Origin of the sequence: Mycobacteroides saopaulense (assembly GCF_001456355.1) — a bacterium.
GTDB classification, from domain to species: Bacteria; Actinomycetota; Actinomycetes; order Mycobacteriales; family Mycobacteriaceae; genus Mycobacterium; species Mycobacterium saopaulense.
Window position 1 is genome coordinate 1,431,711 of record NZ_CP010271.1, and the last position, 11,986, is coordinate 1,443,696.

Genomic DNA, 11,986 nt, shown 5'->3' on the forward strand with positions numbered 1-11,986 from the left:
TATCGGCCACTTATCCCCAATCCGACATTCATCCACAGCGGCGGCTTGAACACGCATGGATGACGGGTCGCGGTGTCGGTGTGCGCGGGGTTACTGGAGCCACGAAGGGCACCCGAACGGTGGTGCGCAGATAGGTAAGGAAAGGCACGGACCATGTTTGAAACGCCAGTGACTGTGATCGGCTCTATCGTCGGAGATCTCAAGCGGCGCCAGGTCGGCACCGACGAGATGATCAGATTCCGGGTCGCCAGTAATGCGCGCCGTCGACGCGACGACGGCAGCTGGGTGAATTCCAACTCCCTCTTCATCAACGTCAGCTGCTGGGGTCGGCTGGTCACCGGAGTGGGCGCCGCCTTGGGCAAGGGAGCGCCGGTGATCGTTCACGGTCACCTGCACACCAGCGAGTTCGAGGACAAGGACGGCAACCGCCGCCAGATCACCGAGATGAAGGCGATCGCTGTCGGCCCGGACCTGTCGCGGACCATCGCCCGCATAGAGAAGGTCGGATACACCGGTAAACAGGAGGACACCGAGCAACCCAATGCCGATGCTGAAGAATTGGTGCCTGAGCCTGCGGAAGCAGTCGAGAGCAGCGAGGAGTCGGCCAACCTTCGCCTGAGTGCTTGATCTGTGGGCTGACACCGGCGACCGCGCGGTCGCCTCTCACCTAGGATGGTTCGGGCAGCTCACCAGAACGGCCGTGAGCTGCGGCGAAAGAACTTAGAGGAGAGGCGACAGCGCGGCAATGGCTGAGTACATCTACACGATGATGAAAGTCCGCAAGGCGCATGGCGACAAGGTCATCCTCGACGATGTCACCCTGAACTTCCTGCCCGGCGCCAAGATTGGTGTGGTCGGTCCGAACGGCGCCGGTAAATCCAGCGTCCTGAAGATCATGGCCGGGCTCGACAAGCCGAACAACGGTGAGGCGTTCCTGGCCAACGGGGCTTCCGTCGGGATCTTGATGCAGGAGCCGCACCTGGACGAGACGAAGACGGTGCGTGAGAACGTCGAGGACGGCGTGGCCCTCAAAGGCAAGCTCAATCGATACAACGAGGTGGCCGAGTTGATGGCCACCGACTACTCCGACGAGCTCATGGAAGAGATGGGCAAGCTCCAGGAAGAACTGGACGCGGCCGACGCCTGGGATATCGACTCTCAGCTGGAGCAGGCCATGGACGCGCTGCGCTGCCCGCCGCCCGACGAGCCCGTGACGCACTTGTCCGGTGGTGAGCGCCGACGGGTGGCGTTGTGCAAGCTGCTGCTGTCCAAGCCCGACCTGCTGCTGCTCGACGAGCCCACCAACCACCTGGACGCAGAGAGCGTGCTGTGGCTCGAACAGCACCTGGCCAGCTACCCCGGCGCCATCCTGGCTGTCACCCACGACCGGTACTTCCTGGACAACGTGGCCGAGTGGATCCTCGAGCTGGACCGCGGCCGGGCCTACCCGTACGAGGGCAACTACTCCACCTACCTGGAGAAGAAGGCAGAGCGCATCGCCGTGCAGGGGCGCAAGGACGCCAAGCTGCACAAGCGGCTGCAGGAAGAGCTCGCGTGGGTGCGTTCCGGTGCCAAGGCGCGGCAGGCCAAGAACAAGGCCCGTCTGCAGCGGTACGAGGAGATGGTCACCGAGGCCGAGAAGACGCGGAAGCTCGACTTCGAGGAAATCCAGATCCCGACCGGTCCGCGTCTGGGCAATGTGGTGGTGGAGGTCGAGCACCTCGACAAGGGCTTCGAGGGCCGCACCCTCATCAAGGACCTGTCGTTCACGCTGCCCCGTAACGGCATCGTCGGCGTCATCGGCCCCAACGGTGTCGGTAAGACCACGCTGTTCAAGACCATCGTCGGGTTGGAGAACCCCGACGGCGGCGAGGTCAAGGTGGGCGAGACCGTCAAGCTGAGCTACGTGGACCAGAGCCGCGCCGGCATCGACCCCAAGAAGAACGTGTGGGAGGTCGTTTCCGACGGGCTCGACCACATTGTGGTCGGCCAGAATGAAATGCCTTCGCGGGCTTATGTTTCCGCATTCGGGTTCAAGGGCCCGGATCAGCAGAAGCCGGCCGGTGTGCTCTCCGGTGGTGAGCGCAACCGTCTGAACCTGGCGCTCACTCTCAAGCAGGGCGGAAACCTGATCCTGCTCGACGAACCCACCAACGACCTGGACGTCGAAACCCTGGGCTCGCTGGAGAACGCGCTTGAGCAGTTCCCCGGCTGTGCGGTGGTCATTTCGCACGACCGGTGGTTCCTGGACCGCACTTGCACGCACATCCTGGCGTGGGAGGGGAGCGACGACAACCCCGCTTCCTGGTTCTGGTTTGAAGGCAACTTTCAGGCCTACGAAGAGAACAAAGTGGAACGTTTGGGTATCGATGCAGCCAGACCTCATAGAGTTACCCACCGCCGCCTGACTCGCGACTAGGGTGAGGTTGCGTGTCGAAACCCGGCATGCAACCTCAGCCAGGAGCGTTCTGCGTGACTGTTAATACAGGGACCACCACTTCCGAAAACACGCCGTATACCAACGGATCTGGTGTACCGGCCATCGAAACTCTGACAGCTGCTTTCAGCCGTGCCCGCTTCCTGGGAGACCAGGAATGGGACGAGGTATTCGATGCCGATGGCCACGCCGCACCGCCGGCCCCGCCCGTGCGGGAAGCACTCTTGCGCGCACTCCTGCGACTGGCGGCACAACGCCAACCGCACGCGATATCGATGGCGGTCTACCGCAATGGCGACGACGCCGGACTGGGCACCGCGCTGCAATTGGTGACCGACTACACGCCGTTGCTGACCGAGTCGATCACCGTGCTTCTGCGCCGGCTGGGTGTGGCGATCGTCGACCTCATGGACCCGGTTTTCACCGTCGAGCGTTCGGCCGACGGCGCGCTGCTCTCCGCGGCCCCGCTGGACAACCCACACAGTGACAGCGCCGTCGGCGCCGAGTGCTGGATCCACTTGCAACTGCCGCCGTCCATTGATGCCGAGCGCCTGGCCTTCATCGAAACTCAGCTGCCGCACACCCTGGAAGACGGCAGCCATGTCGCCGCCGACACCGAGGCGATGCGCGATGCGGTCATCGAGTTGGCCGTCGATCTGGATGCTTCCGCGGGCACCGCCAGGTTCTCTGCCGCGGAGCTGACCGAGGTCGCCAACTTGCTGCGCTGGCTGGTCGACGGGAACTTCACGGTGCTGGGCTACCAGCGCTGCACGGTGGAGAACGGACGAGCGACGGTGGACGAGTCGAGCAGGCTGGGCCTGCTCAAGCGCCGTGAAGAAGTGCTCCCGCAGCTCACCCACAACGACGATCTGCTGGTGCTGGCGCAGGCCACCACACCTACCTACCTGCGGTACGCCATCTACCCGAACATCGTGGTGATACGGCAGGACGACGGCAGCGGGCCCGCCGTCGAACACCGCCTCGTCGGAGTGTTCACCGTCGCCGCGATGAACGCGGACGTGATGAGCATCCCGGTGGTTTCCGACCGGGTGCATCAAGTGTTGGCGCGTTCGGACGCCAGCCAGGACTCGCTGGCCGGGCACATGCTGATCGACATCATGCAGAACCTGCCCCGCGCCGAGCTGTTTGCGGCGGGGGTTGACCAGCTCCAGAATCTCGTCACCGCGGTGCGGAACATCGGGGCCCACCCGGGCACTCTGTTGTTCCTGCGCGCCGACGAATTGGGGAACTTCGTGACGGCCCTGGTGTACCTGCCCCGCGACCGTTACACCACCACGGTGCGGCTGGCCATGCAGGACACCCTGGTGCGCGAGCTTGGTGGCACGGGCATCGACTACACCGCACGTGTCAGCGAATCACCCTGGGCACTGGTTCATTTCACGGTCCGTATGCCGGAGGACAACCAGTCCACCAGCGTGGACACCTCGGAAGAGAACCGGGTCCGCATCCAGGGGCTGCTCACCCAGACCACCCGCACCTGGAGCGATCGGCTGGTCAGCGCGGTGCGACCTGATTCCCCGATCGATCGGGCCTGCGCGGAGCGGTATTCGGTCATCCTGCCCGAAGTCTTCAAGACAAACGTTCCGCCCGCCGAGGCCATCGCCGACATCGCCAGAATCGAAGGGCTGCAGAAGGATTCCATCGACCTGGCCTATGACGCCGAGGAGCTGGGCACCGGAGTGCTCAGCATGTATCTGGGCGGACGTTCGGCGTCCCTGAGCCAGGTGCTGCCCGTGCTGCACAGCATGGGTGTCGACGTGCTGGAGGAACGTCCGTATCACTTCACCCGGCCCGACGGCCTGGCGGTGTCGTTGTACGCCTTCCGCATCGTGGTGCATCCGGCGATTGCCCGCACTTTCGACGCGGACGGCACCGAGCGCCGCGCCGAGTTGCTCACCGATGCCATTGACGACGTCTGGCATGGCCGCGTGGAAACCGACAGGTTCAACGAGTTGGTGCTGCGCGCCGGTCTTACCGCCGGCCAGATCACCATCTTGCGCGGATACGCCAAGTACCTGCGGCAGGCGGGTTTCCCGTACAGCCAGGCGCACATCGAGACGGTGCTGGCCGACAACTCCCAGACCGCACGCGATTTCGTGGAGCTGTTCGAGGCGCGGTTCGATCCGGCCATCACCGACGACACGCTGGCCGAAGCCAAGGCCGCGCACGTGTTGGCAGAGATCGACAAGGTGGTCAGCCTCGACACCGACAGGGTGCTGCGCGCGTTCTTCGGGCTGATCCAGGCCACGCTGCGCACCAACTACTTTGTGAAAAAAGAGGACTCGGCGCGCGCCAAGGGAGTGCTGTCCTTCAAGCTCAACCCGCGCGAGATCACCGAGCTGCCCGAGCCCCGGCCGCGCTTTGAGATCTTCGTGTACTCCCCGCGGGTGGAAGGCGTGCACCTGAGGTTTGGTCCGGTGGCACGTGGTGGCCTGCGCTGGTCCGACCGTCGCGAAGACTTCCGCACCGAGATCCTGGGACTGGTGAAGGCGCAGGCCGTGAAGAACGCGGTCATCGTTCCCGTCGGCGCCAAGGGCGGCTTCGTCGTGAAGAATCCGCCGGTGGCCACCGGCGACGCTGCCGCCGACCGCGACGCGTTCCGCGCCGAGGGCGTGGAGTGCTACCGGCGCTTCATCAGCGGTCTGCTCGACATCACCGACAACCGGGACCGCACCACCAACGAGGTCGTGCCCCCCGAGGGGGTGCGCCGCCGCGACGGCGACGACCCCTACCTCGTTGTCGCCGCGGATAAGGGCACCGCGACCTTCTCCGATATCGCCAACGATGTCGCGTTGTCGTATGGATTCTGGCTCGGCGACGCGTTCGCCTCGGGCGGCTCCGTCGGCTATGACCACAAGGCGATGGGCATTACCGCCCGCGGCGCTTGGGAGAGCGTCAAGCGTCACTTCTTGGAAATGGGAATCGACACCCAGACACAGGATTTCACCGTTGCCGGGGTCGGCGACATGAGCGGCGACGTCTTCGGCAACGGCATGCTGCTGTCCCAGCACATCAAGCTGGTGGCCGCGTTCGATCACCGGGACATCTTCTTGGACCCCAACCCCGATCCGGCTTCCTCCTGGGCGGAGCGCAAGCGGATGTTCGCCCTGGAACGCTCCAGCTGGGCCGACTACAACCCCGCGCTCATCAGTGCCGGCGGCGGTGTCTACAGCAAGGAACAAAAGTCGATACCGATCAGTCCCGAGGTGCGTGACGCACTCGGAATCGACAGCGACGTAGCAGAGATGACGCCGCCACAGCTCGTGCGTGCCATCCTGCTCGCGCCGGTCGACCTGTTCTTCAACGGCGGCATCGGCACCTACATCAAGGCCGAGAGCGAATCGCAGGCCGATGTGGGAGACAAGGCCAACGACGCCGTCCGTGTCAACGGAAACCAGGTGCGCGCCAGGGTGATCGGGGAGGGCGGCAACCTGGGCCTGACGTCACGGGGACGCATCGAGTTCGAGCTCAACGGCGGTCGCGTCAACACCGACGCCCTGGACAACTCCGCCGGTGTGGACTGCTCGGACCACGAGGTCAACATCAAGATCCTGATCGACTCGCTGGTCAGCGCAGGCAAGATCGCAGCCTCCGAACGGACAGCCCTGCTGGAATCGATGACCGACGATGTCGCCACGCTCGTGCTGGCCGACAACGAATCTCAGAACAACCTCATGGGCACCAGCCGTGCCAATGCGGCCTCGCTGCTCAGTGTGCATGCGCGGCAAATCGGCTACCTGGTCGCCGAGCGCGGGCTCGATCGCGAGCTGGAGGCGCTGCCGTCGGAAAAGGAGATCGATCGCCGCGTCGCACTCGGGATCGGTTTGACCTCACCGGAACTGGCGACGCTCATGGCGCACGTCAAGCTGGGGCTCAAAGATGATCTGCTGGCCAGCGATGCCCCGGATCAAGAGGTCACGCTGCGACGTATGGTGCACTATTTTCCGGACGTGCTGCGTGAGCGCTTCGACGCAGAGATCCGGCAGCATCCGCTGCGCAAAGAGATCTATGCCACCATGCTGGTCAACTCGGTGGTCGATTGCGGTGGAATCACCTACGTGTACCGGCTTTTCGAGGATGCCGGGACAGGTTCGGTGGACGGTCTCAAGACCTATGTGGCCGTTGAAGCGATCTTCGGGCTGCGCTCGCTGTGGGACCGCATCCGCCATGCCGATGTGCCCGTGGCGGTTTCGGACCGGCTGACGCTGGACATGCGCCGTCTGCTCGATCGCGCATCGCGGTGGCTCATCAGCTACCGGCCGCAGCCGCTGGCGGTGGGCGCCGAGATCAACCGCTTTGCCCAGGGCATTGCCGAGCTGAGCCCGAAGCTCACCACCTGGCTGCGCGGTCACGATCTGGAGATTGTCACCAAGCAGACCGAAGACTTGGTGGCACTGGGTGTTCCGTTCGATCTCGCCAGTGACGTGGCCAGCTGCCTCTATGGTTTCAGCCTGCTGGACATCATCGATATCGCCGATATCGCCGATCGTGACGGCGCCGAGGTCGCGGATCTGTACTTCACCCTGATGGACGACCTGCGGGTGGATGATCTGCTGACCGCCGTCTCGCAGCTGGAACGCAACGATCGGTGGCATAGCCTGGCCCGGTTGGCGATCCGCGATGACATCTACTCCTCGCTGCGGGCGCTCACCATGGACGTGCTGTCGGTGGGCGAACCGGACGAGACCGGTGAACAGAAGATCGCCGAGTGGGAGTTCACCAACGCCTCGCGTCTGGAGCGGGCCCGCGGCACCCTGGCGGAGATCTTCGCCTCGGGCGAGCCGGACCTGGCGACGTTGTCGGTGGCAGCACGCCAGATCAGAGGGATGATCAGGAGCAGCATCACCGGTCCTGCATGATGGAGCCATGAGTTCTGATAAGCCCGGCTATGTCGCGGCGGTGCCGGTCCGCTGGTCCGATATCGACATGTACCAGCATGTGAACCACGCGACGATGGTGACGATCTTGGAAGAGGCGCGAGTGCCCTTCCTGCGTGACGTCTTTGGTGCAGAGATCACCACCACGGGCCTGCTCATCGCCGACGTCCACGTGAAGTACAAGGGGCAGGTGCGGCTCGCGGACTCGCCGTTGCAGGTGACCATGTGGGTGTCGAAGATCCGGGCGGCGGACTTCACCATCAACTACGAGGTGCGTTCGGTGGATGCAGCACCCGACTCCAAACCCGCGGTGATCGCCGACACCCAGCTGGTCACCTTTCACCTCGACAGCCAGACCCTGTTGCGCCTCACCGATACTCACCGCGAATACCTGCAGCGGTGGTCACGGCCGTGACCGAGGCCCCGCTGCGGGTACCCGACGCCTATGACCGCAAGGACCTCGCCACCTTCCTCACCCGTGTCGCTCAGCTCGACGAGTCGGCGGTGGTGCGGCTGCGCGTGCGCGACGATGGCCGGGTAGTTGTCTGGGCGGCAACACAGTTCGATGTGCTGGCCTGCCGTGCGGTGCGCGGCGAGTTGCGCACACCTGATATCACCGCCGCCGTCGACGAGGTGCTGCGTGGTCTGCAGAGCCCTGACGCGGACGGCTATGTGCACACCGGGTTCCCCATGGACTCGGTGTGGCGCGGTGCCCTGCCGGCGGACAACGGTTTCGAATACCTAGACGACATTCCTGCGCGGTCGGTGCTCGAACTGGCACAGCGCGGGGGAGAGCTGGCCCGCGAGCACGGCAGTGCTCACGGGCCGCCCGTGTCGCTGCTCGATCAGTCGGTCGTCACTGTCGACGGCGCCGGTGGTCAGCAGGTCGACGTGCCGATGCGATGCGTATTTGCCTTGATCGCAATGGGATTCATCCCGCCGAGCCCCACCGAGGAGGAGCCGGTGCGGGTGCGCGCCCTGCCGTCATGGCTGCGCCTGGATGCCCGGTTCGGTTCGGTGTATCGCCATCGAACCGACCTGTCGCTGCTGGTGCGTTAGACGATCCAGGCCGCGGTGTTGCGTGGCAGCTTGCCGTTGACGAGCGGCCCGCTGGTCAGGATGACTTCGCCCTCGGGCAGATCCACCAGATCGCTGCTGACGTTCACGGCGCAGGTGAGGCCGCCGCCCTTGACGCGGAATGCCAGTGCGCCCGGCGGGCTGCCGTACCACTCCAGGCTGGTGCCCTTGAATTCTGGACGGTTCTTGCGCAATTCGATGGCCCGCCGATACAGCGACAGCGTGGAGTCGGTGCGCTCTAGCTGACGCTCGACGGTGAATTCCGCCCAGCCGTGCGGCATGGGCAGCCAGGTCTGGTCGTTGCTCGAGAAGCCATAAGGGGGATCGGTGCCCTCCCAGGGGATCGGCACCCGGCAGCCGTCGCGGCCCCGCTCGGTGTGCCCGGAGCGCTCCCACACCGGATCCTGCAGGGCCTCGTCGGGCAGATCGACATTCGGCAGTCCGAGCTCGGAACCGTTGTAGATGAACACAGTTCCGGGCAGCGCAAGCATCACCAGGGCCATGGCCCTGGCCCGCCACTGGCCGATCTGGCCGTCGCCGTAGCGCGTCACCTCGCGCTCCACGTCGTGGTTGGACAACGTCCAGGTGGGTGTCGCGCCCACGGAATCCACTGCGGCGAGCGAGTTCTCGATGGCCGAACGGATCTTGTCGGCATCGAAGTCGGCTTCGACCAGTTTGAAGTTGAATCCGAGGTGCAGCTCGTCGGGCCTGACGTATTCGGCGAAGCGGGTGTTGTCGTTCACCCAGATCTCGCCGACGGCAACCACATCGCGGTACTGATCGAGCACCTTACGAATCTTGCGGTGGTATTCGTGGACGCCTTCGTTGTTGAAGCGCGGGTCTTCGTCGGCGATGTGCAGCATCGAGGTTTCGGTGTCCTCGATATCGGGGAGGCCCGGCGGCTTGGCCATGCCGTGGGCCACGTCGAGGCGGAAGCCGTCGATGCCGCGGTCCAGCCAGAAGCGCAGGGTGTCGGCGAAGTCGTCGAACACCTCCGGGTTGTCCCAGTTGACGTCGGGCTGTTCGGGAGCGAACAGGTGTAGGTACCACTGGCCGGGAGTGCCGTCCGGCTCGGTGATCCGTGTCCAGGCCGGGCCGCCGAACACCGACGGCCAATTGTTCGGCGGCAGTTCGCCATTGGCGCCCTTGCCGTCTCTGAAGATGTAGCGCGCACGGGCATCGCTGCCGGGTGGGCTCTGGAGTGCTTCCAGGAACCACGGGTGCTGGGAGCTGGTGTGATTGGGGACAAGGTCCATGATGACCTTGATGTTGTGCCGGTGCGCCGAGGCGATGAGCCGGTGCATCGCGATCGATCCACCGAACAGCGGATCGATCTCGCGTGGGTTGGACACGTCATAGCCGTGGTCCGCCATCGGCGATCTGGTGACTGGATTTAGCCAGATGCCTTCGATGCCGAGCAGGTCAAGGTAGCCAAGTTTTGCTGAAATACCGTCGAGGTCTCCGACCCCGTCGCCGTCGCTGTCGCCGAACGACCGCGGGTAGATCTGATAGAAAACGGCCCGCGACCACCAGGGGTCGTCATGTTGGCCCAAGTAGGCGGGGGTCACGGTTGATCATTCTGCACCACGGCGGCGTCGGCCTCGAATCGCGATCGACCGTCAGAACGGGGAGTTGACCATCGACTGCGCCGCCATTTCCAGGTAGCTCCACAGCTGGGCGCGATGCTCGTCGTCCAGGGTGTTGCGGTCGATGGAATCGACGGCGGTCCGCATGCAGCGCAGCCACGCGTCACGCTCGATGGGCCCGATCCGAAACGGTGCGTGACGCATCCGCAATCGCGGATGTCCGCGCTGATCCGAGTAGGTACGCGGGCCGCCCCAGTACTGCTCGAGGAACATTCGCAGGCGATCCTCGGCGCCGGTGAGATCTTCTTCCGGATAGAGCGGCCGCAACACCTCGTCATCGGCTACCAGCTCGTAGAAGCGGGCCACTATCGCGTGGAAAGTGGCCTCGCCACCGACGGCCTCGTAGAAGTTTTCTGGGGTAGGGGCTGCCACGTACGCCATTGTGCCGGTACCTGTGTGGGCCGGTCAGCCGGGTTGGTCACGTGATGTTCATTGGATTGACCTGCGAACACGGTGCAAATTGTCGTGCGAAGACCGCCGAATCGTGGTGCACTGGTTGTAATGGCGCAACACAAGAAGAGCCGTGGGCACCGGCATAGCAGTGCCAGCGCTGGGCCGACCCAGAACGGGTCGGCCCGAATACTGCACAGTGTCCCGGGGACGAGGGTCCCCGGGGCCATTCCCCCGCAGCAGTCCAACGACGCCGGTTCCCTATGGGGCCGGCGTCGCGTGTTATTGCTGAACTCCACATATGAGCCGCTGACTGCGCTGCCGATGCGCCGCGCCGTGATCATGCTGCTGTGCGGTAAGGCCGATGTGGTGCACGACGACCCAGGTGCCCCCGTCATCCATTCCGCCACGACGTCGGTGGCGGTCCCGTCGGTGATCAGACTGCGGACCTTCGTCCGGGTGCCCTACCGGGCCCGGGTTCCGATGACGCGCGCCGCGCTGATGCATCGTGACCGGTTCCGTTGCGCGTACTGCGGTGGGCGGGCCGACACGATCGATCATGTGATCCCGCGCAGCAAGGGTGGTTCGCACTCCTGGGAGAACTGTGTGGCCTGCTGTTCCTCGTGTAATCACCGCAAGGCGGACCGGCTGCTGGCCGACTTGGGCTGGGCGTTGCACACCACGCCGATGCCGCCCAAGGGCCAGCATTGGCGGCTGCTGTCGTCGGTGAAGGAACTCGACCCGGCCTGGGTGCGATACCTGGGCGAGGGCGCGGCGTGACTTATCGGCTACGGTTTGCATCGTGAGCTTCCTCAACAGCCCCACATACATCGGGATGCCGGTATGGGTAGCCCTGATCGCGCCGGTCTTCCTCGTGCTCGTCGGACTGTGGACGATGCGCAAGAAGGGGCCGCACCCCGCGACGTACAACATGAACGACGGCTGGACGCACGCCCCGATCCTGTGGGCTGCCGTCGACGAGAACATCGGTGATGCCCATGGGCATGGCCACGGTCATGGCGGCCACGCAGGCGCCGAGGCGATTGGAGGGTCCGCACGTGGCAAGTGGTGAAGTCACCAAGACTGCTCCCGCGGAACTCCCTCGCGGATGGGCCGAGACCGTCAGCGGTCGTATCTCGGGCGTTACCGAGCCGGGTGAGCTGTCGGTCAACTACCCGTTCCCGAACTACGAGCTGGCCACGCTCGACGATGCCCTGACCTACGGGTCACGCCAGTCGAAGGCGCGGTTCTCGGTGTACATCGGCGACCTGGGGTCGGACACGTCCATCGGCGCTCGCGAGGTCTTCCTCAAGGTGCCCACGCCCGACGAGGCCGTGCTGATCGCCGTGTCGCCCGACCAGCACGTCGTGGAGGTCGTCTACGGCGAGGGACTCAAGGGTCGTGGCGCCGAGTCCGCCGCCGACCTTGGTGTCGCCGCCGCGCTGGCGTCGTTCAAAGAGGGCAACCTGCTCGACGGGATCATCAGCGCGGTGCGCGTGATGAGCGCCGCCATCGCACGCCCCTAGTTCCCGCGCGGA

10 protein-coding genes are annotated in these 11,986 nt (G+C 64.8%); 8 read left to right on the top strand and 2 right to left on the bottom strand.

What is annotated here, in order from left to right; genetic code table 11:
* Nucleotides 1-153: 153 nt before the first annotated feature.
* From ssb to MYCSP_RS07165, 5 genes are all read left to right on the top strand, one after another.
* The gene (gene ssb, locus MYCSP_RS07145; protein WP_088413478.1) at nt 154-627 is read left to right on the top strand and encodes a single-stranded DNA-binding protein; all 474 of its coding nucleotides are present in this window, start codon (nt 154-156) and stop codon (nt 625-627) included.
* Between the two features lie 118 nt (nt 628-745).
* Nucleotides 746-2,419: an energy-dependent translational throttle protein EttA gene (gene ettA, locus MYCSP_RS07150; RefSeq protein WP_070911225.1), complete on the top strand. Its 1,674-nt coding sequence runs from the start codon at nt 746-748 to the stop codon at nt 2,417-2,419.
* Between the two features lie 227 nt (nt 2,420-2,646).
* Nucleotides 2,647-7,317: an NAD-glutamate dehydrogenase gene (locus MYCSP_RS07155; RefSeq protein WP_162266322.1), complete on the top strand. Its 4,671-nt coding sequence runs from the start codon at nt 2,647-2,649 to the stop codon at nt 7,315-7,317.
* Between the two features lie 7 nt (nt 7,318-7,324).
* The gene (locus MYCSP_RS07160; RefSeq protein WP_070911224.1) at nt 7,325-7,750 is read left to right on the top strand and encodes an acyl-CoA thioesterase; all 426 of its coding nucleotides are present in this window, start codon (nt 7,325-7,327) and stop codon (nt 7,748-7,750) included.
* Complete coding sequence (locus MYCSP_RS07165) at nt 7,747-8,394, top strand: hypothetical protein (RefSeq protein ID WP_083019379.1); 648 nt, start codon at nt 7,747-7,749, stop codon at nt 8,392-8,394. The genes MYCSP_RS07160 and MYCSP_RS07165 overlap by 4 nt, the downstream gene beginning before the upstream one ends.
* Here MYCSP_RS07165 and MYCSP_RS07170 read toward each other — a convergent pair.
* The gene (locus MYCSP_RS07170; RefSeq protein WP_083019310.1) at nt 8,391-9,980 is read right to left on the bottom strand and encodes a glycoside hydrolase family 13 protein; all 1,590 of its coding nucleotides are present in this window, start codon (nt 9,978-9,980) and stop codon (nt 8,391-8,393) included. The two genes, MYCSP_RS07165 and MYCSP_RS07170, sit on opposite strands and share 4 nt — an antisense overlap.
* A gap of 51 nt (nt 9,981-10,031) precedes the next feature.
* Nucleotides 10,032-10,439, bottom strand: a complete 408-nt coding sequence (locus tag MYCSP_RS07175) for a globin (RefSeq protein WP_083019312.1) — start codon at nt 10,437-10,439, stop codon at nt 10,032-10,034.
* Nucleotides 10,440-10,676: 237 nt separating this feature from the next.
* Between MYCSP_RS07175 and MYCSP_RS07180 the strand changes: the two genes are divergently transcribed.
* From MYCSP_RS07180 to MYCSP_RS07190, 3 genes are read left to right on the top strand one after another with little or no spacing between them, the layout of a single operon-like run.
* Entirely contained in the window at nt 10,677-11,228 is a 552-nt protein-coding gene (locus MYCSP_RS07180; RefSeq protein WP_088415502.1) for an HNH endonuclease, read from the top strand.
* A gap of 22 nt (nt 11,229-11,250) precedes the next feature.
* On the top strand, nt 11,251-11,520 hold the full coding sequence (ctaJ, locus tag MYCSP_RS07185) for an aa3-type cytochrome oxidase subunit CtaJ (protein WP_083019316.1): 270 nt from the start codon (nt 11,251-11,253) through the stop codon (nt 11,518-11,520).
* Nucleotides 11,507-11,974, top strand: coding sequence for a DUF5130 domain-containing protein (locus MYCSP_RS07190; RefSeq protein ID WP_162266214.1), 468 nt, complete (start codon nt 11,507-11,509; stop codon nt 11,972-11,974). The genes ctaJ and MYCSP_RS07190 overlap by 14 nt, the downstream gene beginning before the upstream one ends.
* Nucleotides 11,975-11,986 lie beyond the last annotated feature (12 nt).